We start from the raw sequence: 22993 nt of genomic DNA, 5'->3' as shown, positions 1-22993 counted from the left end.
TAAGTCACGGATTCAGGTTACATCTATCGTTTCTTCCATCATGATTAATCTCCCAGGTATTTTGGCTTGCTGAATCGTTTATTTTTATTGGTAAGTGTCTCGCCCGATAACTATTAATCCCTTAAAACTATTTAAATGCAGATAAGATTGAAACCCAACAACGGCACCTAAGTTGCTCACTATCAAAACCACTTAAGTCATTGGACCAATCTTAACGACATCATGCCTTTTCTTTTATTTTCGATCTGATCTAATCGAAGGCACTAACCTTAACGGCGAGTGCCAGTATAACTTTAAAAGATTTGTCTTATAAATTGAATTTACTGATATTTTTGTGGTCCACATCTCTTTTTTGATTTTTATTCAGGGCAGCCTTTTGACCCTTTTGGATGGCTAAAATCAGTAAGATCAAACTAAAATTCGAACCACTTCTAAAATATGACAATAAGAAAGTGATGCGTATCACATATATTTAAAAGAACTGCATAAATATACAATTCTGAAAGGAGTTTTCTGGGTGCGCGTTTTCAACGGCCCAGCAATGTTTTTTTTGCCTGATTAATTTGAGCCGCCAAATAATCTGAACCACCTCGATCAGGATGAAAACGCGAAATGAGCTTACGGTGCGCCTGAACAATTTGTTCTTCCGTTGCGCCTGGCTTAAGTCCCAAAACTTCTAAAGCCTCCGTTGTTGTCATGCCTGCTTGCCGAGAGGACTCATGACCTGGCTTACCATATTGCGGATTGCCGACTTTGAACCGTAACCAAATGCTATGAAGTTGCGGGGCATATCTTAGTATCAGAGGCATCGAGCGCACTAAAAACGCGAATATTACGCCGAATAATGCGAGCAGGCCGCTAAGTTTTCCACTCAGCATCAATGCAATCAAAATCAGCGCAACCGCAACCCAGGCCAGCTGCTTAAGTCGCTTGCCGCGCAATTCGGCTGGTGCCTTCATAAACCCAGGCAGCATCAAAATTACCAATACCAATGCCAACAACATCAATACACGTATCACCGACTCTCCAAACGCTTCAACCAACGAACGGCATAATAACTTAGAATACCGGCAGTTCGACAAATGTAGAGGTCGTCAATGTTCAACCCACCAGTCCTCGGCTTCGCGGCCGCCAGCGGCACCGGTAAAACCAGTTTACTGACACAACTTATCCCGATGCTGAAAGCACAGAATCTGCAAATCGGTATCATTAAACACAGTCATCACGACTTTGAGATTGACCATCCCGGCAAAGACAGTTTTCGGCTGCGGAAAGCGGGCGCCACGCCCGTTATGCTGGTCTCCCGATACCGGCGTGCGGTAATCAGCGAATTGCCGGCAGATGCCGATATTTCGCTGACTGAACAACTTGCCTTGTTTCCTAATGCGGGCCTGGATTTGATTTTAGTGGAAGGATTCAGGCACGAGAGCTACCCCAAAATAGAGCTCTGCCGACCGAGCCTAGGCAAACCGCTGCTTTATCCTGAAGATCAGTCGATCATCGCGATAGCAAGCGATCACCCCCTATCAACACCACCCGGCTTACCTTGCCTTGATCTAAACGATACACAAGCTATAGCCAAATTCATTATCGAAATCTTTTTGAAGCGCCAACGTGACTAACATCTGCTACCCCAACAAACACGATTTATTGAGCGTCGAACAGGCTCTATTAGAAATCCGCCAAGCCATCAAGGCCATCACTGGGCAAGAGCTGATAGCTTTGCCACAGGCCTTAGGTAGAATATTAGCCGACTGCATCAGCTCACCCATCGACGTTCCGCCACAACGTACTGCGGCAATGGACGGTTATGCGTTTGCCGCTGGTGATCTGGCCGACGGGCGGCAGGCTGAACTGCAAGTGATCGGCATTGCATGGGCCGGCAAACCGTTCTTGGCACAACAAGCCCAGGGCCAATGCGTCAGAATATTTACCGGAGCGGTGGTCCCGGAATTTGCGGACAGCGTTATCGCCCAAGAACAAATTGAAATTAATGGCGACACTGTATCACTTCCCGCGGACTGGCAGCCGTATAAAAATATTCGCGCAGCCGGCAGCGATGTTAAACAGCATGAGGAGTTGGTTACCGCCCCGAAAAAGCTCTCCGCCCGCGATCTCAGTCTACTGGCTGCCGCAGGTGTTGAACAAATCAGCGTGAAACGCAAACTCAAAATTGGCTTTTTCTCGACTGGCGACGAATTGGTAGCACTGGGAGAACCGCTAGCTATCGGCCAAATCTATGATAGCAACCGCTATCTATTAGCAGGACTGTTATCCGACCCGAACCATACAGTCTCGGACTTGGGCATCGTCGCAGACGATCAGCTGAAACTCGAACAAACTTTCAAGAACGCTGCCCAGCAACACGACGTCATCATTTCCACCGGCGGCGCCTCGGTTGGCGATGCGGATTTTGTCAAACAAACGTTGGAAAAATGCGGACAGGTGAACTTCTGGAAATTGGCAATCAAACCTGGCAAACCCCTAGCTTTTGGCAAAATCGGCGACTGCTGGTTTTTCGGTTTACCCGGCAATCCGGTTGCTGTCCTGGTCACTTACGAGAAATTCGTAAAACCAGCCTTAGAACAACTTGCCGGCGCGCCGCCCACGCAAGCCTTGCGCTTGCGCGTTCGTTGCGACAGCCGGCTAAAAAAATCGCCCGGGCGCCAGGAATATCAACGTGGCATCCTTTGCCAATCGGCCGACGGCGAGTTAGCCGTCCGGCTCGCTGGTCAACAAGATTCTCATCAACTGAAAGTAGCCAGTCAATCCAACTGTTTTATTGTGCTGGATGCCGACAACACTGGTATCGATGCGGGAGAAATGGTGACAGTCGAGCCGTTTGCTGCGGTGCTATAGATAGCTAAATAGCCGTACCTAGGTAACACGGCTGGAAAACTCGAAAATCAAATTAGCTGCCAGTCCACTTGCGCGAACGGCACAATATCTGATTATGCAGTTGCTTCTGCAAGATTCCCTAAATAACCATGCTTTCTGGCCAGATACTCATCTACGAATGCCTGCATCGGCTCAGCTTCATAATCTCGCAAACCGCTGACCGCCAGTTTTTTGAAGCCGGAACCGACCACGTCTTCACCGCATTTGATTTGGAAATAAAGATACGCGGTGGCACGCTTGCCGTTGACTTCCATTTTCGGTTCCAGCATTTCCAGACGCGGTTCGTGAAAGTCCATCCGGTTTAAGCTCAAGGTCATGCTTTCATAGATCACCAAAGGCCGGTCTATATTGAACATGACCCGCTCTTTGGCCAACAAAGGCACCAACACATAAGGAAAGTTCTGCCCGGAAAAAGCCACATAGTCGCGGATCAATGCCTCGATTAAAGCTGGGTCGCGGATCACATCGCCGGAACGCTCGATCTGTAAATAAGTCTTACCTTGGTTGTCGGTGACATCGATTTTTTCGGCGTCGTCATCGGGAAAATTCAACAACACGCCGTGACCGACCATTCCAGAGAAGATGAAGTGCATGTTTCGGCTAAGACCGTATTTGTCCAACACTAGCGAGAATAACAAATCTCCCGGCACGCAAAATCGTTTTGCGTCTTCGTCGTGCAAGGGGTTGAAGTCATGGGCGACTTCCTTGGCAAACATGCTGGCCTGGGTGGCGCTGATAGCGACACTGCCATCCTGAATGTCATAGTATTCTTTTAGAAACATAGCTTTTATTGATTATTTTAGTAACGTGGAACAGACGGATCGCAAATGACGGACCAGGCGTCGATGCCGCCCTTCAAATTGAACAACCTTTGCAGCCCGGAATGCTGCAAAAAATTGCAAGCTTGTTGGCTACGCATGCCGTGATGACAAATAACCACCACGTCTCGGTCAGCAGGCACTTCATCGAAGCGCGCGGGGATTTGTTGCAGCGGTATTAATACGCTACCGGCTATCTTGGCGTAGGCAAACTCGTGAGGCTCCCTTACATCCAGTAAAAATACCGACGGGTCGTCCTGTAAATGTTGTTGTAACTGTTGCGGTGTATATTGGCTTATCGGCATATGAATCTTTCCAGTCTTTGAAGCGCGGCGGCCATTCTATCGATTGAGGCGGTATATGCAAATCGAATGTGCTGATTAGCCAAGTATTGACCAAAGTCTTTGCCAGGCGTTACCGCTACCCCTTCTTGTTCGAGCAGTTGCTTGGCAAACTCAAAACTGTCGTCGGTAAACGCACTGCAATCGGCATAAATATAAAATGCCCCCTGTGGTTTGCAGGCAATTTTAAAACCCAGCCGTAACAAATTATCGTAAAGAAAATCCCGGCGTTTTTTAAACTCGTCGCGGCGTCGATACAATTCGGTCATATTTTCGGCGCTGAAACAGGCCAATGCTGCGTACTGAGAATGAGTAGGAGTGGAGATAAATATGTTTTGCGCCAATTTTTCCACGGCATCGATGAAATCTTCCGGCACTATCAACCAGCCGATGCGCCAACCGGTCATGCCAAAAAACTTGGAAAAACTGTTGATGACAAATACATCGTCGCTGAATTCCAAGGCGCTGCTGACTGTTTCGCCGTAAACCAGGCCATGGTAAATCTCGTCCGAATAAAAGCAGCCCCCTAAGGCATGCGTCTGTTGAATCGCGGCGCGTAGCGCATCGTTGCCGATGATGGTACCGGTAGGATTGGACGGCGAAGCGATTAATACGCCCTTGCTGGCCGGCTGCCAGTGCTGCCGAATCAGTTCTGCATTGAGCTGGTAAGCCGTTTCGGCACCGACATTCACGAATCGCGTTTTACCGTCGAACAATTGCACGAAATTGTCGTTACAGGGGTAACACGGATCAGCCATCAAAATTTGTTCGCCGGGATTTAAGCTAATGCCAAACGCCAGCAAAAACGCGCCGGAAGCGCCGGGTGTGATGAAAACCCGTTTTGGGTCCAGATTGACGCCGTATTGCAACTGATAATAATCGGCGATGCTTTGGCGCAATTCCGGCAAACCGGCCGCGGCGGTATATTTGACTTCCCTGCCCTGCATGAAAGTATTTCCAGCTGCCAATATTGCCGGTGGCGTCTCGAAATCCGGCTCGCCGATTTCCATGTGAATGATGTCGCGACCTTGCTGTTCGAGTTGCTTGGCGCGTTGTAATAATTCCATCACATAAAATGAGCTGATGCCGCGCATTCGCTCGGCGACGTGGTGTTTCATGTCCAAATTCCGTTAGTAGAAAGCGCCTGCATCATAACAAACTTCTTGCTTGCCCCCGGCTATTCTGTTAAAAAGCCCCGATTTTTTTATAGACCGTCAGGAGTCATTGGATGAACAATACTAACCCTGCCGCATCGGAATTTACTTTTAAGCCTTATGAGGAAAAAGAAGGCGAAGAGTACATGAACGAGGCGCAGTTGAGCCATTTTTCCGCCATCTTAAATAAATGGAAATCCGAACTAATGATGGAAGTGGATCGTACCGTCCACCACATGCAGGACGAAGCGGCCAACTTTCCGGACCCCAACGACCGGGCCACGCAGGAATCAGAGTTCAGCCTGGAACTGCGCACCCGCGACCGCGAACGCAAATTGATCAAGAAGATAGACGAATCCTTGAAGGAAATCGAGTCGGGTAACTACGGCTACTGCGAAACGTGCGGTATCGAGATTGGCATTCGCCGCCTGGAGGCGCGCCCCACCGCAAACCTGTGCATCGATTGCAAAACGCTCGATGAAATCAGGGAAAAGCAATTGGGTTAATTCTGCCCAAGTCCGCACCGTATATCGGCCGGTTTGCGCCCTCGCCTACCGGCCCGCTTCATCTCGGTTCTTTATACACCGCTCTCGCCAGCTATCTGGATGCCCGTCAGCATAATGGGCTATGGCTGCTGCGCATAGACGATCTCGATACGCCGCGCAACATGTCAGGCGCCAGCGATGACATCCTGGATTGCCTGCAAAGCTTTGGTTTGCATTGGGACGGCGAGGTGGATTACCAAAGCCAGCATCTCGATCAATACGAGCAAGCCCTTGTCGAATTGCAAAATCGGCATGCGCTTTACCCTTGCACGTGCAGCCGCAGCTCACTGGCGAATTCGCCTTTGATTTATCCGGGCTATTGCCGCGCAAAGGCACAATCGACTGATGCGCCACATGCGCTGCGGGTAAAATCGGCAGATATTTCGATTCACTTTATTGATGCCTTGCAGGGTGACATAACCCAAAATCTGGCAAGCGAGCACGGCGACTTTATCGTCAAGCGCAAGGATGGCATCATCGCTTATCAATTGGCTTGTGTCGTCGACGATCAGCGGCAAAAGGTCAATCGGGTAGTAAGAGGTTACGATTTATTGGATTCGACCCCCAAACAGCAGTATTTACAGCATTTGCTGGGTTACCCGTCGCCGCTGTACATGCATATTCCATTGATTGTCGACTCGGAAGGCAATAAGCTGAGTAAGCAAACCCGCGCCGAAGCCGTGAGTCCAAATCAAGCCGGACCAACCTTGTTTCTGCTGCTAACCTTACTCAAGCAAAATCCACCGCCCGATTTGCGGCTGGCTGCAATCGACAGTATTCTGGAATGGGCCATCGAACATTGGCAAACCGAACGCTTGACGAACACCCAAGCCGTCTCAGCCTTACAACACAATTAATAACGTTCAAAGAAGGAGGTTACGTTATGTCAGACCAAAAAATTTATCCGGTTAATCCGCAGATTGCCGCCGGCGCACATATCGATAGCGCTGCTTATCAGCGTCTCTACCAACAATCGATAACCGAACCGGAAGCATTTTGGGCTGAACAGGCCACCGAATTTTTGGACTGGCATCAGCCTTGGCAGCAGGTACTGCAATACGACTACCCCAAGGGCGAAATACAGTGGTTTCTGGGCGGCAAACTTAATGTCACCGTCAACTGTCTGGACAGACACCTTGAAAAGCGCGGCGACCAGGTTGCGATCATTTGGGAAGGAGACGACCCGGCGCATGATCGCAAATTGACCTACCGCGAGTTGCACGCCCAAGTCTGCCAATTCGCGAATGTCCTGAAAGCCAATGGCGTACAAAAAGGCGACAGAGTCTGTGTCTATCTGCCGATGATCGCCGAAGCGGCGGTGGTAATTTTGGCTTGCGCGCGGATTGGCGCGGTGCATTCCATAGTGTTTGGCGGCTTTTCGGCTGATGCGTTGCGCGATCGTGTGATCGATGCCGATTGCAGGGTTTTGATCTGCGCCGACGAGAGCTATCGCGGCGGCAAAATTGTACATTCCAAATTGAATGTCGATAAGGCCGCCAACCAATGCCCCAACCTGAATACCGTGATCGTCATCAAGCATACCGGCCACGACATTCCCTGGACTGAGGGCCGCGACATTTGCTACCACGAAGCCATGCAAACCGCATCAAGTGACTGCGAGCCGGTGATGATGGACGCGGAAGACCCCTTGTTTATTCTGTACACCTCCGGTTCCACCGGCCAACCGAAGGGTGTGCTGCACACCACCGGCGGTTACTTGCTGTATACGGCAATGACGCATAAATACGTATTCGATTATCAGGAAGGCGATGTCTATTGGTGCACCGCCGACATAGGCTGGATCACCGGCCATTCCTACGTGCTGTACGGCCCATTATGTAATGGCGCCACCAGCTTGATGTTCGAGGGCGTACCGACCTACCCGCATCCCGATCGTTTCTGGCAAGTCATCGACAAACATCAAGTCAATATTTTTTACACCGCGCCGACTGCAATCCGCGCACTGATGGCGCAGGGCGACGATTTTGTCACCCGCACCAAACGCAGTTCGCTTCGCATTCTAGGCAGCGTCGGCGAACCTATCAATCCGGAAGCCTGGGAATGGTATTACCAGGTGGTCGGCAACAAACGCTGTCCGCTGGTGGACACCTGGTGGCAAACCGAAACCGGCGGCATTCTCATCACACCATTACCTGGCGCGACGCCGTTAAAACCGGGATCGGCCTCGCTGCCGTTTTTCGGGGTAAAACCTGCGATACTCGATCCGGATGGAAATATCATGGAAGGCGAAGCCGAAGGCGTATTGGTGCTAACTTACCCATGGCCGGGCCAAGCACGCACGGTTTACGGCGATCACGCGCGCTTTATCGACACTTATTTCGCCAAGTTCCCCGGCTATTATTTCGCCGGCGACGGCGCCCGCCGCGACAAGGACGGCTATTACTGGATTACCGGTCGCATCGATGACGTGTTGAATGTGTGCGGCCACCGTTTGGGTACCGCAGAGATCGAAAGCGCGTTGGTATTACACGACCTGGTAGCCGAGGCCGCTGTGGTCGGTTTTCCGCATCCGATCAAAGGGCAAGGGATTTATGCTTATGTGACTTTAAACGTCGGCATTGAGGGCAACAGCAGCCTGAAAGGCGAATTAAAAGACTTGGTACGCGAAGAAATCAGCGCTATCGCTCTACCCGACTTGATTCAATGGGCACCCGGCCTGCCCAAAACGCGCTCCGGCAAGATCATGCGCCGCATCTTGCGCAAAATAGCCGCCAACGAATTCCACGATCTGGGAGATACATCCACACTGGCCGATCCGTCAGTGGTCGAGCAATTAATCGCCAATCGCTTGAAACTGCCTTAAGGTGAAAATTCGCCTGGCTTTAGCATATATTGGTGTGGTGCTGGTCTGGACGACGACGCCGCTAGCCATCAAATGGAGTAGTCTCGGCGTCAGCTTCGTGTTCGGCGCAACGGCGCGGATGACCACCGGCCTGACCTGTTTGCTGTTGCTACTGCTGTTGTTGCGTCGACGCTTGCCGCTCAATCGGCTGGCGTTACTTACCTATCTAGCGGTGGCAATTCAACTCTACGGCAGTATGTTGATTACTTATTGGTCCGCGCAATTTGTGCCGTCCGGCTGGATCTCAGTAATTTTTGGCTTAAGCCCCTTTATGACCGCCTTTATGGCTGCCGCATACTTAAAAGAGCGCAGTCTGGGCTGGGGTAAGTTATTTGCATATAGCTTGGGTGTGGGCGGTTTAGTAGTGATGTTCAGTTCTGCGCTGGAATTGGATGAGATGGCTCTACAAGGCGTGATCGGCGTGCTGGTGGCAACCTTTATACACGCGGCCAGCGCGGTGTGGGTCAAACAAATTGATGCGCGCTTGTCGGCTTTACAATTAGTCACGGGCGGATTGTTAATCTCGGTGCCATTGTATTTCTGCACTTGGTATTGGCTGGATGATGGCGTATTGCCTGATACTATTCCGCAGCAAACCCTTTACTCAATTGCCTATCTGGGCGTCGTTGCGACCACCTTGGGCTTTGCTTTGTATTATTTTGTTTTGAACAACATGGAAGCCACCAACGTGGCGATGATGAATCTGATGACACCCATCATGTCATTATTCCTGGGATACAGCGTCAATCACGAACCATTGACATTGAAAACGATTGCTGGCACCAGTCTGATTATGTGTGCCCTTTTGATTTACGAGATCGTCAATCGCCGTCAACAACGGAATGGCATGTAATCGCCATTCCGTTGTCTTAGCGTTAGATCTTGCTGACGCGTTGTTTTGATACGCAGCGAATTCGGCGTTAATTTCTTGATGCAATAAAACTTACTCGACATCAGCCAGCAAGAAGCCGAACTTCGATCCGCAATCGTAGCGATTTCCGGCAAATTCAAAAGACAGCACTTGCTCATCTTTCATTAACGTCGCAATTGCATCAGTTAGCTGAATTTCACCTCCTGCGCCGCTCCCGGTGTTTTCGATTGTTTCAAAAATAGTAGCTGTGTTTAATTATAAAAAAATTATCTTATTTGCTGATGCTCAGGACGAAGCAAATCGTTCACTGTTTTTACCGGATTGAATGTTTCGATAGGAACTTCAACAAAAATTGTATTCCAATCGCTCATGGCTCCATTCCAAAGTCCGGGCAACTCTAAAGCTTTCAATGCTTTACCACCCTTCGATTTCAATGAAATAAATCCGGTTTGCTTATCGACATACTGTAAAAGATTAAATTTTTCGCCTTTATAGTTTTTCACTCCACATACCAAATCAACAGGATTAAAATGAGTTGAATGCATCATTTTAGCTTTTTCAGCCGGATTTGATAAATCAATTTGCGAACTTTCGAGAATTTGAGTAGACACTGTTCCATCTGCATTTACAGTAAGAAAAGGACCACCACCAGGCTCTCCGGTATTTTTAACCATACCACAAACCCTAATCGGACGATTTAGTTTTGATTTCAGATATTGTTTTAATTCACTTTCATTCAATTTATTAATTCCAGGGTGAATGTTATTAAGTTCCTTTTCGCAAAACAGAGCAATTTCATGTAAGCTTGAAATAGAGATGTTATCTTTCTCCAATAATTGAAGATTTTCAAACGCTTTTTGTTGAAGTTTAATCAATAAACCAGCAATAGCTTTCTTGTATTTAACTGTTTGATTTTTAAGCGAATCAGGGACCACATTATCAATATTTTTAATAAAAATAACATCTGCATTCAAATCGTTCAGATTTTCAATAAGAGCACCGTGCCCTCCGGGGCGAAAAACTAATTTTCCATTTTCGCGAAATGGTTGATTTTGTTCGTCGACAGCTATAGTGTCAGTCGATGTTTTTTGTTCTGAGAAACTGATGTTGAATTTTTTGCCCAGTACATTTTCGTATTCAGAAAGCGTATCATTTACATGATTTTCAAACAGTTGACGGTGTTCAGTTGAAACTGTGAAATGAATATTTACTTCATTCGATGCATTAGAAGCATACAATCCACCTTCCACCAAATGCTCCTGTAGCGAAGTGCGTTTTTCATTGTTATACGTGTGAAATAAAAGCAAGCCTTTAGGCAACGCACCATAATTCAAGCCATTACTGTTTAATAAATTAGATACAATAGCTTTCGTCTCCCCACTTTTAATCAAATCATCAATGCTTTTATTATTATTTTTTAAACAACATTCGTTCAAAACATCGTAAAAAGCGAAGTTTTTAATTTCAGTAATAAATTTAATTTCAGCAGGTTTTGTTGGTTCGGCATAATCGGCATCCAAAAACTCATATAAATCTTTAAACATACGGCTGGCCGCACCCGATGCCGGAACAAATTTGAGTATTGAAGCATTACTTTTCAAATAAGCATCCCATGTTTCCAACAAATCATTAATTTGTGCATCCGAAACAATGGTAATACCCTGCTCTGTTGATGCAGCATTAATAATTTCCAAAAACGGGAAACCAGTTTCAAAACATTTAAGCTGATGAACAATTTGTGATTCTGAAATACATTTTTCGCTAATTTGCTGTAAATCGTTGTTTGATAGCATGATGTTATAATTTTTGATGTTGTAAATTTTGTTATATGTATCTATACAATTAAACGCCAAAAGTACGGCTACATTTGGCCACCTCGAAAAAACCATCCGATGGGAAAAAAGCGGCAACCCAATGCTGCTGATACCCGCCATGATCATAGAAAGCTTCTTGCCGCCGAAAAAGGGCATTGATCTGCCCACAGTGGGGATTGTGGTGTGATATCCGACTACGTAGTCTTTACCAAAATCATCCCCACTTTAGAAAAACACTGATATCCGATTGATTCCCGTATGAGTTACCGTTCGGCATAATTCTTCATTATATTCATATGGCAACAATGCATCGGCTTTGGAGCTAAACAGAAATTCTATATCATGATTGACTGCTTATGGTCGATTGTGTTGAAAAAACCTGTTTTTCTCGAATTCCAACTACTTTTGCGGTTTAAGCAAATTGTAAGTTATTGCTTTTCTTCTTAATTACTTTTCTGCTTTAACCCAATTTTCCAACAATAGCCATTTTCAACACAATCAGCCAGTTCCTGCCAATGTAATGCTGACTTTTCTCAAGAATGCATGTGCAACGACACCAGGACACTAAGTAAGGTGCGCGGCAAACCGCTGACCGACCGGGAAAAACAAGGCAGCAGCTCCCGCTCCAAAACCCGTTGCCGGGTCGAACACGTGTTTGCCTGGATGGTGCAATGGAGCGGAAAGTCAGTCCGTTGCATCGGCCTGGCTCGCTCCGAAGTGCGTATCGGTTTCATGAACTTGGTTTACAACATGAGGCGTTTTTGCGCTATTCGCAGGGTAGCTGCGTCTTGATGCCGCCCATAGGGGCCGAAAAGGCTCCTATGGGAAGATGATTGTTTGGAAAAGTTGGCTTTTGAGGCCGTTTTAAACCTCGCAAACAATTATTATTGGATTATTATTAGAGGTACCCTAAGGTTAAAATTGACTGCTAGCTAATCAAGTCTGCGCACACAAGCTGACGTCAGTCTTAAATTATCGCGGCACGCTAGTTATTTTAGGCGATAATTAAAGTTTATTTTCAACTCTCCTCGCAAGATTTCTCAATGACAAAACTGTTACTCACGTTTTTGGTAGCTCTGATATGGGGAAGCCCCGCTTTTTGCCAGGATTTACTGGAAACCTATCAGCTGGCGAAAGCCAATGACCCAGAATTTAAAAGCTCGGACATTAATAAACTCGCAACCGCAGAGATCAAGTCACAAAGTATCGCGCAAATGTTGCCAAATCTTTCCTTTAGTGCCAATAGCAGCCGCAATCGCTTGGAAAGTACCAGCTTTTTGGGAACCACCTTGCAGCATTACTGGGACAGCAAATTGGGTATTAATTTGAAGCAACCCGTGTTTCACTGGGACCATTGGGTACAACTCGATCAGGCCGATAACAAAATTGCTCAGGCGGAAGCGCAATTCCAGGCCAAACAACAAAGCTTGATCCGCAGAACCGCCGAGGCTTATTTCAATATATTGGCCGCGCAAGACAATCTGGAATTTGCCAACTCGGAAAAAAAATCCATCGAAAAGCAATTAGAACAGGCCAAACAGCGTTTCGACGTCGGTATCATCGCTATTACTGACGTTTATGAAGCCCAAGCCGGTTACGATAGGGCTCTGGCAAGCGAGATCGAAGCGGAAAACCTTTTGGATAACAGCAAGGAAGCCTTGCGGGAAATCATAGGCGATAATGCCGCCGAACTGAGCAGTCTACAACCACAAATCCCGCTCAGCCCACCGGCACCAGAGGATTTGTCATCGTGGGCGAATACCGCCGAGAACAACAATTTCTCTATTGTGGCTCAGATCAATCAAGCCGAATACGTGCGTAAAAACGTCGAGTTACAACAATCCAAACATCTGCCAACCCTTGACATCGTTGCTCAATACAACGAAATGGACACAGGTAACCAATACGGTTTGCGCGGTGACAATGAAAGTTTCGGATTACAACTAAACCTGCCTTTATACGAAGGCGGCGGCACCTCATCCCGCAGTCGCCAGGCAGCTTATGAGTATGAAGCAGCCAAGGAAGATTTAACTAAAGTAAAACGCAGCATCAATCGCGGCGTTAAAGACGCGTTTCGGGGTGTGGTTTCCAGTATTAGCAGGGTCAAAGCGTTAGACGCTACCAGTAAATCCGCAGAAATGGCGGTAGAAGCCGCTGAAGCCGGCTTTGAAGTGGGCACCCGAACCATGGTGGATGTGCTCACCGAACAACGTAATTTATACAAAGCCAAGAGCGATCACGCCAGAAGCCGTTACGACTATCTGATTAACGGCATAAAACTCAAGGAAGCCGCCGGTAGTCTGAATGAAGAGGACTTGGAACAAATCAATCAATATTTGCAGGCAAAAACTGGCGCCCTAGTAGCGCATTGATGGCAGGTGGTAAATACTAGCCCTTTGACGTTCTAGGATTGCCACCAAACCCCAATCACTATTTACGGCAGGTCAAAATAGCTTTAGAAAAAACCCCGTCGCTGCTTTCCAGCAAAGTGAAACTTTCTTTGGCGCGTGTGATGCCGGTATAAATCAATTCGCGTGTGATCACCGGGCTGATATTTTCCGGCAACACCAAGGCCACATGGTTAAATTCCGAACCTTGTGACTTGTGCACGGTAATAGCAAACGCCGTTTCCACATCGGGCAAACGCATCGGCGATACCCAACGAATCTTCAGCGCCGCCAATGGATCGGTATTCGGAAAGGCCACCTTCATTTTGCCGCTGCTGTCTCGCAGTGCGATCCCTATGTCGCCGTTCATCAATCCCAGATTGTAATCGTTGCGAGTGATCATGACCGGCCGGCCTTCATACCAGAGCGCCTGTTTGGATCTCGCAAACAGCCACTCTTCGATACGCTGATTTAGCCCTTCTACGCCCCACGGCCCTCGTCGCAATGCCGACAACACCTGAAAGGCATCGAAGGCTGCCAACACTTGCAGGGCCCACTCGTCGCATCGCTCCGCAGTTTTTGGCCGGCAATCGCAGATTTGCGCCAAATAATATCCATAACCCAGGCCACCCTCATTAATCACCAACTTTCTTAACAGGCTATTGGCGGCATCCGGGCTTGGGTGTTGCCGTAAGGCCATGTATTCTGCATGCGGTTCGGGTCGCAAATCCGGGTAGCGTTCCGTGTCGGTTAAGATCGCCTGAGCCTGCAAGGCATCGCCCTGATTCACGGCTTTAGCCAATTGTCCTATGCCGCTGTGCTCATCGAAACGATGACTATGACGCAACATGATAGTTTGTTGATTGATAGCAGAACCTAATGCTGCGGCAGGCTTAAGCCGTTCTCCGGCATAGTCAGCAATCCAGGCCAAAGTAGCCGAATCATAAGCGGCCTGTTCGGCGCCACGACATAAATCGCCCATCACCGAGCCGGCCTCGACCGACGCCAATTGATCCTTGTCGCCCAACAAGATCAACTGAGCGTTTGCCGGTAAGGCCTCCAACAGCGATGCCATCATTTCCAGATCTATCATCGACGCCTCATCGACAATCACAATGTCGGCGACAATCGGATTGTGGCGATTATGCAGAAAGCGCCGCGAATCGTGCCGGCTGCCCAGTAAACGGTGCAAAGTGCTGGCTTTTCTGGGAATAGATTGCTTGATGCTTTCATCGACAGCCAAATTGTCTAGGGCTTTGGCAATCGACTCGCTGACTCTGGCCGCCGCTTTACCGGTTGGCGCCGCCAGTAAAATATTCAGTGTTTTGGGGTTCTCACTATCTTCTTGCGCTAAATGGATCAACAAGGCCAACAACTTGGTTAACGTTGTGGTTTTACCGGTACCCGGTCCGCCGGTGATAATGGCAAATCGCGCCCGCAAAGCCAGGACACAAGAGATTTTCTGCCAATCCGGGCTTTCCGAGCTCGTTGGAAACAAACGTTGCAATCGTTCCGACAAAGACTCCGGCAAGCTATCCCGCACCGGTTGCAAACGTTGCATAATGCAGGCTTGTGTGATCTGTTCATAGTGCCAGTAACGCCGCAAATACAATCGATTGCCAGCCAAAACCAGCGGCGTAACGCCCTCTCCAAACGACACAAGCCTTGATTGCGTTAGCGCAGCTTTCCAGACCTCAAGGTTATACACTTTTAAGCGCGCCAATTCGGCCGCAGCCTCATCCTGCTCGACCACCCAAGCATCATCAGCGGGAATAGCCAGCGTCATACCGGGCTGCTCGCAGAGTTTTTTTAAGTCCAGATAGACTTCGCCTCTATCCAGTTGATGGCTGACCAAGGCTCCCGCCCACAGCACGGCTTCGGTTGCGTCAGGCTCAAGTTCCAACAAAAAGCCAACGAAGGCCCGATTCAAATGACTCAACCAACCTTTTGCAATCCAGTGCTGCATGATGTCTATTACCGCTGCTTGCCGAATCATGCATAAGCTCCGTCTTTTGACGCCGAAAACAACATATCCAAGCTGTCGATCAAGATCCTGGGCGGCTTATCGTATACACGCCCCGCCGTCGGACCTTGGGTGCCTCTTAAGAACAAATACAGTGCCCCGCCGATGTGCATATCGTAATCGTAAGCATTGCCCAGCCTTACTTTCAGCAAGCGATGTAAAGCCAGCAAATACAGGCTGGCTTGCAAATCGTAACGCTTAGTCAACATGGCCGCAGTCAAGGCGTCCTGGGTATACGCCGCGTCGTCGACACCCAAGCTGTTGAATTTATAATCGACCACGTAGTACTGCCGATCGTGCACGAACACCAAGTCGATAAAACCTTTTAACAGCCCATTTACTTGGCCGGGCAGTAAGCCGGGACGGACTTGTCCGCCGAAGGTGTGGCGGCTGACCAAGCGGTCCAGTTCCACAGTGTCAACCGTCTCGGCACCCAGCAGAAATTCCAGTTCGGCTTGATAGGCATGGGCGTCTAGGGTAGACAAGCTGAGATTGTTGCCCTCCAGCAAGGGCATGCTCAACCAATTCGCCAGGGCCGAACCGATGATGGCCTGTTTATTCTCCCATTCACTACTGGTAAAACGCTTTTGGATCAACTCCTGTCTTAGGGCAGGAGTTGCCGACACGCTGGCAAAACCCAGTTGCGCGCATTCCTCAAGCAGGTCATGAATTAACACGCCGGGGCCGGCGCCCCTGGGCAAACCGTGGACACCGGACAGTGGCGGTGTGCTGACTGCCGCCGCAACAGTTTGAGCTTCGTCGCTTTGCTTATCGTCATGGGCAGTTTCCAACTCCGGCAACAGCCGAGGCTGATCTTCTGCCAGCGTCGGTCGGTCCGCGATGTGCAAGGCGCTGTAACTGGCTATCCACCAATTGCTGGCTACTTTGCTGAGCGGAACGCGCGCATCGTCGCAGCCGTCGTTTGCCAAGACCAGGCTGTAGCGTGCATCGTCACTTTCCGGTAAAGGCGCTATCGAAATCGCTTCACAGCTGCCTTTCAGCTCGAGCAGTTGCGATGCTAATTCGCTGATCGGCTGCTTGGTCCGCCAATTGAGCAACGCGCCCAACGCGGATTTTTCCAACTGGCAATCCTTGGTACTACCCGACTTGACCGGCGCTATACCCAACCAACAAGCATGGCGGGCGCGGGTCATCGCCACATACAGTAAACGCAAATCCTCCTGCAACCTTTCTTCTTCGCTGATGGTTTTGATACGCTCTTGTTTATGCAGGTCGATTTGTAAATCCTGATTCTCGTCGTGATAACGGTAATAGGTATTGAAGCGACCACCCACTTCCCGAAAACTGCAAATAAACGGCAAAAACACCAGCGGGTATTCCAGGCCTTTGGATTTATGAATGGTCACGACTTTAATCAGGTTGGCATCGCTTTCCAGCCTGATGATGCCGTCGTCGCCGGCCTGACTGCCGCCGGCCTCTATCGCTTCGGCCAGATGCCGGATTAGGGCTTGCTCGCCTTCCATCTGCATGCTGGCTTGTTGCAACAATTCGGCGAGATGCAGCAGATTGGTGATGCTGCGCTCGCCGTCGCTGTCGGCAGAAAGGCGGGCATGCAAACCGTAATCATTAATCAGCTGCCGCAGGGCCGGCAAAATGCCGTCCTGTTGCCAGCGTTGTTGATAAACCAAAAAACGTTCCAGATGCGATTCCCAGCCGGGTTCGTCCAAGGCCAGTTCATGCAGCGCTTGGTAAGACCAGCCGAAGGTTGCGGAACTTATCGCCGCCCTCACCTTGCGCTCGTTACGCGGCTCGGCTAAGGCATTTAACCAAAGCAACATGTCAACCGCTTCGGCGCTGGCAAAGATGGAATCGCGTTCGGAAAGATATACGCTACGCAAGCGCCGCTGCGCCAAAGCGTTGCGAATTGCCCTGGCTTCGCTGCCGCTACGGACCAGGATAGCGATGTCCCCGGGTTGCAAGACTTGAAAACCAGATGCCGATTTGAACCCGGTTTGCCCCGCATCAGCCGCGCTCAACAATTTGACAATCTGACTGGCCGTTACCTCGGCCAGCGTTTCCCGATAAGCCGGCATGCCCACCGCATCCTCGCTTTCCCAATGCCATAGCGTTAGCGCCGGGGCGGCTTGATTATCGATAACCCAAACCTCGTCGCGCCCCTGAGCCTTGACCGGCAGAAAGGGTAAAGGATTATCTTGTGGAGTTTTAAACCAAAACGCGCCACGCTCTTGCTGATCAGCTTGCAAAAACGTCTGATTGACCGCGTCGACCAGTGCCTGGGTGGAGCGGTAATTGGTGCCCAAGGTGTAATGCCGGCCTTGGGTATCACGGTGCGCTTTCAGATAGGTGTAAATATCCGCGCCCCGGAACGAATAGATGGCTTGTTTCGGGTCGCCGATCATTAAACAAGCGGAATCACCAGCAGCTGGCGTGGCATAGAGCGTAGAAAAAATCCGGTATTGCACCGGGTCGGTATCCTGAAACTCGTCTATCAACGCGATGGGATATTGTTGGCGAATCACTTCCGCCAATCTTTCGCCGTTACGGCCTTGCAGCGCGTTATCCAGACGAATCAACATGTCGTCGAAAGTCATTCTGGCGATGCGCTGTTTTTCAAAATCGTAACGCTGCCTTATCCAATGCACGGCGTGTTTGATTAGCTCGACTTTTAAACTCGGCTGCGCCGCGAGTTGCGCAGGTAATCTGCCTATCGCGGCAAAACCGGGATGGTGCGGCGGTGTTTGTCCGGGATTGGCTAACTTTGCCATGCCGTCCGGCGACAGATTCTCAAAACCCTTGCCTATGTCCAGCGTGTCTTGCAATGGATCCAAACTCCATGCCTCGATTTTGTCCAGCCAGTTGCGGCGGTTAGCCGAGTTGTAATTTTTTGCCGGCAGCACTTTGGATTCTATGGCCGCCTCCAGTAGTTCGCGTACTTCAGGCAACCAATTTAGCCAAGGCGCTTTTATGGCCTGTAGCTCAGCCTGCCTAATGGACACCACCGCATAAATCAAGTCCTTGATGGGCTGACCGTCGGCAAGGCTAAATGGTATCGGCTCGGCGTTGCCCAGCAATGAACGCACTGCTAGCAGTAACTCGTCCGGATGTTTGAACACCGAATACACGCTTGGAAAATCGGCGTCATTAGATATTTCGTAATAGAAACTCCGCCAATAGTCCCGCACCACCTCATTTAACAATTCAGTATCGTCGGTATTGACCTCCTGCCTAAACAAGCTGCCGCTATCGAAAGCATGTTGTTGCAGCATGCGGTTACACCAACTGTGGATGGTGTAAACGGCTGATTCGTCCATCCAGTTAGCCGCCAACTCCAGACGGCAGGCGCATGCCGGCCAGTCTTGCTCTACATAACAGTCGCGGATGTCTTGTAAGAATGAGTCCGTAGTCGCTAATTGCTGACGAAAAAATCGCGCAGCCTGACTCAAGCGCTCGCGAATCCGCTCGCGCAATTCCTTGGTGGCGGCCTCGGTGAAGGTCACTACCAGAATATCCGGCGGCAATAGATATCGGCTTGGTTCAGCACAATTGGGATTGTGTCCCAGGATTAACCGTACATATAGGGCGGCGATGGTGTAAGTCTTACCGGTGCCGGCGCTGGCTTCGATCAGGCGTGTCCCGGACAACGGAAATTCGATGGGGTTGAGCGGAATGGCACTGGTCATGCCGACGCCTCCCCTGCCCCAGGCAATTCCCGGATATGCGCAAACATCGGCCGATACAAGCTATGTGCCCAATAGTAAAAATCCTTATCCGCGTTAAAGGCAGTCAAACTGGCAAAGTTTGGAAAGAAGCGGGCCAGATAGGCATCGTAATGGATTTCGCCGGCATTCCATTCGTCTCCGTAATATCTGGCTTGGGCTTTTTCCAGCGCGCTTTCCGAGGGGGCGGCAAGCCAGCAAAATGCGGTTCTGCACGCGACCGGCAACGGTGCTTGCATGCCGTGGTGAAAAGCGGCAACCAGGTTTTGCAAGTGCTGATAGGCGTCGTCTTGCTCGACAACGGGCATTTCAATCACCGTGTCGGCACCGATAACTAAGGTCTTAACCGGCAAATTATCGGCGCATGCCGCCAAATGCTGTAACCACTGCAACAATAGATTTTGGTATTTGATGGATTTGTCCTTGTTCAACAGATTTTGCGCCGTCAGATGCAACAGACCGGCTTGTTCTTGCTGGGATTGGCGGCGCAATAGACTGAGATCGCCGGTCACTTGCACCGTAACGCCGCCGGCCAACGCAAAAGGCGCAAATTGCAGCAAATGCGGTTCTAAAGTTTCTGGCCACTCCGACACCAGCGTCCGATAGCGCTCCCAAGCCGACTTGACCGGTTCGGCCATGGCCGCGAAACTCGCCTGGGCGAAACCGCCCAAGGGCAGTTGTCCTTTCTGCATCATCGCGGCTAGCTGCCGCGACAGGAATTCTTCCGTGTCGTCCGGATGCTCTGCGGTTAAACCTTGCAGCAGTTCATCGCTGAATAAATAGGCTTGCAGACTATCGATTCCAAACGGTTCGCAGTCTTCACTAGTGACCGTTTGACCATCGAAACCAAACTTCAGGGTTTGATTGCAAAAACTTTTTACCGGCGCCCGCAAAAACCGCGCCAGCGATTCCAAGGTCAAGGCATAGGTTTTATCGTCCGGGCCTGACACGATCCGCCCGCTAAACTGCTGAGCTGCGGCAGGTGTAAACCATTCCCGGGCATAGGTAAAAAGCCGTTGATCGCGATTTTTCCGGACATAGGCTTCGCTAAACGGTTGCAAAGGATGCGCGACGGTAATTGTCTCCAACAAGTTGGGCTTATCGGCAAGCACCCAGCCCTGCGCCAGCACATCGCGTAATTGACTAATCAGCACCGAAGGCGGCCGCTCGCTGTTATCGCGGATACTGCGCCCAACCCAGCTGATATAAAGCTGTTCGCGTGCCGACAACAATGCTTCCAGAAACAGATATTGATCGTCTTGCCGGCGCGAGCGGTCGCCTGGCCGGTATTGGCCGCGCTGGCTCATCAAATCGAAACTGTGCGCTTGCTGGTTGCGCGGATAGTCGCCGTCGTTCATACCCAATAGGCAAATCAGTCTGAATGGGATCGCGCGCATCGGCATCAATGTACAAAAATTCACCCGGCCGCTGAGAAAGCGTTGATGCAAGGAAGGTTCGTCGACGCCAGCCAACCAGGCCTCGCGTACCACATGAATGGGCAATAAATCCGCGCTGCTTAAACCAGCTTGTCCGCAGTACCTGGACCAACTAGCCAGCGAACTGGTAAGGATTTCCAGGGTTTTTCGTTCGCGCTCGTCGCTTACTTGAAAAAAATCGTCCAGCAATTCGGATAATATTTGCAGCCATTCGCTAGGTGCATATTCCTGTCGCAACAGCTCTGCGTATTTTTCCAGGGTTTCTAAGAGAAACGCCAAACCGCCTAGCCATTGCGCATCCAGGCCGCCGATTTCTTCGTAAGGCTGAATCTCATCAAAAGCCGCCCCGGCACCGACCGCATACCCCAGCAACATCCGCTTCAGCCCAAACTGCCAGGTATTGGCCTGCAAGTCACCGGGCATATTGACCCGTTGTGCGCGTTGCAGGGCGTTCAAGCCCCAGCGTATCCCGGATTCTTCTATCCACTGATGCAGTTTAGGTATCGCGGTTTCGTCAATCTCAAACCGCGCCCGCAAGGCCGGCACTTCCAGCAAACCCAAAAACTCGCTGACCGCAAACCGCGACTCCGGTAAATTCAGCAACGCTTCCACTGCCAGCAATAGCGGATTTTGTCCGCGCTGCTGCTGATCGGCCAGGCTGTAGGGAATATAACGCGGATCGTCGCTTTGAATTTGCCCGAATACCGCGTGGATATGCGGTGCGTAGGTATTGATGTCCGGAACCATCACAATGATATTGCGCGGATACAAAGGATTACCGTGTCGTTGGGCGCTATCGAAACGCGCCAACAACTGATCGTGCAAAATTTCGACTTCGCGCTGTGGGCTGTGAGCGATATGAAACTGAATCGACTCGTCGGCATTTGCCAGCAAAACGGGTTGCTCGGGTAACGGTTCCAGATCCAGAATCGATTGTTGCAGATGTTGCAGCAAACTGCGCTGTCCTGCGTCCCCGTAGTCTTTGAACATGTCTATTTTGCTGTCTGGCCAATGCCAGTTGGCGTAGGCTTGAGTTTCATCGAAATGATCCAGCAAGCGGATATAATCCCGGCCCTGTTTGCCCCAGGCCGCCAATAATGGCGGGGCCTGTAAATGCAATTCCGCATCGCTTAATGTGGCGCTCATAGCCGATTTGTACGAGTGACGGCGGCGTTCAGCTTTGAGCAATTCCTTATCTTCGATGATGTCGGCCCAATAGTGCTGACAAGGGTTATGCACAAACAACACGATCTGACAAAATCGGCCCAACTTAGCCAGCACTTCCAGTGACTGCTGCGGCAGGGACGATAGGCCAAATAATACGACCCGGCGCGGTAAATTGGCCGGCCGTTCCGTTAATGTATCGATCCGAGTCATGAATTGCGCGTGTACCGCCGCCCTGCTGGCAAACGGCGAGGATTCCGCACCCAAATCATCGAGCACCGCCCGCCACAACGCGGCTTGCCAGAGTTGCGAACTCGGCAGCGGTTTGCTCTCGCCATGCCCGTTGCGCAACACATCCAGCCCCACCGCCCAATCCGACACCCAATCGGAACGATACACCTGGTATTGATCAAACAGATCCGCCAGTTGTTCGGCCAGTTGATGACGTTTACGGCAATTACTATCATCGGTCAAAAAACTGGCCAGCGTTTCGAAGCCGGGTTGTTTCAGCAACTGTGGCAACAATCGATATAAACGCCAGATCAACGGGTCCTTGGCTAACGGTTGCTCGGTGGGAATCTGCTCGCCCAATACCGAACGATAAATGCTCCAGATAAACAAAGACGGTAACTGCATTTTCATCGCAGCGGCAATGCCCAACGAGGAATTGTGCGCCAGACTTTGCTTTAACCAATGCCCCATGCCATTGCTCTGCACCAGAAAAATTTCGTTTTCCAAGGGCAGCAACGGATGCTGTCGTAGCCAGTACTCGACCACATCGCGGAGTTCTTCTAGTTGATTGGAGTGGATCACGGCAATGCCGTTATCTAGGGAATGTGCGTGACCTGATGCAGGCATGATAGGCAGAAATAGTTTAGGAGAGCGGTGTAGCTATTATCGCCACTTTTGACTAGGCCATCGAGGGGGGTTAAAAATGAATATCTTTGCCTCAAGAGGCCTAACCGTAGCTTTGCCCGGTAA

General features: G+C 50.0%; 16 protein-coding genes. 8 read left to right on the top strand and 8 right to left on the bottom strand.

Translation table 11 applies throughout. From position 1 onward, the window contains the following. Positions 1-527 precede the first annotated feature (527 nt). Positions 528-1019, bottom strand: a complete 492-nt coding sequence (locus tag A1332_RS09690; protein ID WP_064008288.1) for a DnaJ domain-containing protein — start codon at positions 1017-1019, stop codon at positions 528-530. Positions 1020-1097: 78 nt separating this feature from the next. Here A1332_RS09690 and mobB point away from each other — a divergent pair, with 78 nt between their 5' ends. Both mobB and glp read left to right on the top strand, forming a co-directional pair. Further along, entirely contained in the window at positions 1098-1622 is a 525-nt protein-coding gene (gene mobB, locus A1332_RS09685; protein WP_064008287.1) for a molybdopterin-guanine dinucleotide biosynthesis protein B, read from the top strand. Continuing rightward, positions 1615-2859: a gephyrin-like molybdotransferase Glp gene (glp, locus tag A1332_RS09680; RefSeq protein WP_064008286.1), complete on the top strand. Its 1245-nt coding sequence runs from the start codon at positions 1615-1617 to the stop codon at positions 2857-2859. The genes mobB and glp overlap by 8 nt, the downstream gene beginning before the upstream one ends. Positions 2860-2951: 92 nt before the next feature. Here glp and A1332_RS09675 read toward each other — a convergent pair whose 3' ends face one another. The 3 genes from A1332_RS09675 to A1332_RS09665 are packed head-to-tail and all read right to left on the bottom strand — an operon-like array spanning position 2952 to position 5175. Beyond that, complete coding sequence (locus tag A1332_RS09675) at positions 2952-3680, bottom strand: DUF3581 domain-containing protein (RefSeq protein WP_064008285.1); 729 nt, start codon at positions 3678-3680, stop codon at positions 2952-2954. A 17-nt stretch (positions 3681-3697) separates the two neighbouring features. Continuing rightward, the gene (locus tag A1332_RS09670) at positions 3698-4021 is read right to left on the bottom strand and encodes a rhodanese-like domain-containing protein (protein WP_064008284.1); all 324 of its coding nucleotides are present in this window, start codon (positions 4019-4021) and stop codon (positions 3698-3700) included. After that, positions 4012-5175, bottom strand: coding sequence for a pyridoxal phosphate-dependent aminotransferase (locus A1332_RS09665; protein ID WP_064008283.1), 1164 nt, complete (start codon positions 5173-5175; stop codon positions 4012-4014). The genes A1332_RS09670 and A1332_RS09665 overlap by 10 nt, the downstream gene beginning before the upstream one ends. Positions 5176-5285: 110 nt before the next feature. Here A1332_RS09665 and dksA point away from each other — a divergent pair, with 110 nt between their 5' ends. The 4 genes from dksA to A1332_RS09645 are packed head-to-tail and all read left to right on the top strand — an operon-like array spanning position 5286 to position 9472. Beyond that, complete coding sequence (gene dksA / locus A1332_RS09660; protein ID WP_020481282.1) at positions 5286-5717, top strand: RNA polymerase-binding protein DksA; 432 nt, start codon at positions 5286-5288, stop codon at positions 5715-5717. Next, a complete protein-coding gene (gene gluQRS / locus A1332_RS09655; RefSeq protein WP_331709872.1) occupies positions 5708-6613 on the top strand; it encodes a tRNA glutamyl-Q(34) synthetase GluQRS in 906 nt (301 codons plus the stop codon). The genes dksA and gluQRS overlap by 10 nt, the downstream gene beginning before the upstream one ends. Before the next feature lie 26 nt (positions 6614-6639). Next, positions 6640-8580: an acetate--CoA ligase gene (gene acs / locus A1332_RS09650; RefSeq protein WP_064008281.1), complete on the top strand. Its 1941-nt coding sequence runs from the start codon at positions 6640-6642 to the stop codon at positions 8578-8580. 1 nt (position 8581) lies between these two features. Next, entirely contained in the window at positions 8582-9472 is an 891-nt protein-coding gene (locus A1332_RS09645) for a DMT family transporter (protein WP_231890255.1), read from the top strand. A gap of 284 nt (positions 9473-9756) precedes the next feature. On the opposite strand, the gene A1332_RS09640 is transcribed toward A1332_RS09645, so the two are convergent. Further along, positions 9757-11460, bottom strand: coding sequence for a DUF4301 family protein (locus tag A1332_RS09640; protein ID WP_231886611.1), 1704 nt, complete (start codon positions 11458-11460; stop codon positions 9757-9759). A gap of 387 nt (positions 11461-11847) precedes the next feature. Here A1332_RS09640 and A1332_RS09635 point away from each other — a divergent pair, with 387 nt between their 5' ends. After that, positions 11848-12096, top strand: a complete 249-nt coding sequence (locus tag A1332_RS09635) for a transposase (protein WP_064008280.1) — start codon at positions 11848-11850, stop codon at positions 12094-12096. Between the two features lie 251 nt (positions 12097-12347). After that, on the top strand, positions 12348-13676 hold the full coding sequence (locus A1332_RS09630) for a TolC family outer membrane protein (protein WP_064008279.1): 1329 nt from the start codon (positions 12348-12350) through the stop codon (positions 13674-13676). A gap of 58 nt (positions 13677-13734) precedes the next feature. On the opposite strand, the gene recD is transcribed toward A1332_RS09630, so the two are convergent. The 3 genes from recD to recC are packed head-to-tail and all read right to left on the bottom strand — an operon-like array spanning position 13735 to position 22870. Continuing rightward, positions 13735-15687, bottom strand: a complete 1953-nt coding sequence (gene recD, locus A1332_RS09625; protein WP_064008278.1) for an exodeoxyribonuclease V subunit alpha — start codon at positions 15685-15687, stop codon at positions 13735-13737. Next, complete coding sequence (gene recB / locus A1332_RS09620; RefSeq protein WP_064008277.1) at positions 15684-19376, bottom strand: exodeoxyribonuclease V subunit beta; 3693 nt, start codon at positions 19374-19376, stop codon at positions 15684-15686. The genes recD and recB overlap by 4 nt, the downstream gene beginning before the upstream one ends. Next, positions 19373-22870 carry an exodeoxyribonuclease V subunit gamma gene (gene recC / locus A1332_RS09615; protein ID WP_064008276.1) on the bottom strand — a complete coding sequence of 1166 codons (3498 nt, stop codon included), beginning with the start codon at positions 22868-22870 and terminating at the stop codon, positions 19373-19375. The genes recB and recC overlap by 4 nt, the downstream gene beginning before the upstream one ends. Between the last annotated feature and the right edge of the window lie 123 nt (positions 22871-22993).

Origin of the sequence: Methylomonas methanica (genome assembly GCF_001644035.1) — a bacterium.
In the GTDB taxonomy this organism is placed as follows: Bacteria; Pseudomonadota; Gammaproteobacteria; order Methylococcales; family Methylomonadaceae; genus Methylomonas; species Methylomonas methanica_A.
The sequence above is the reverse complement of the archived record's forward strand: the minus strand, read 5'-3'. Positions and strand labels throughout refer to the sequence as shown.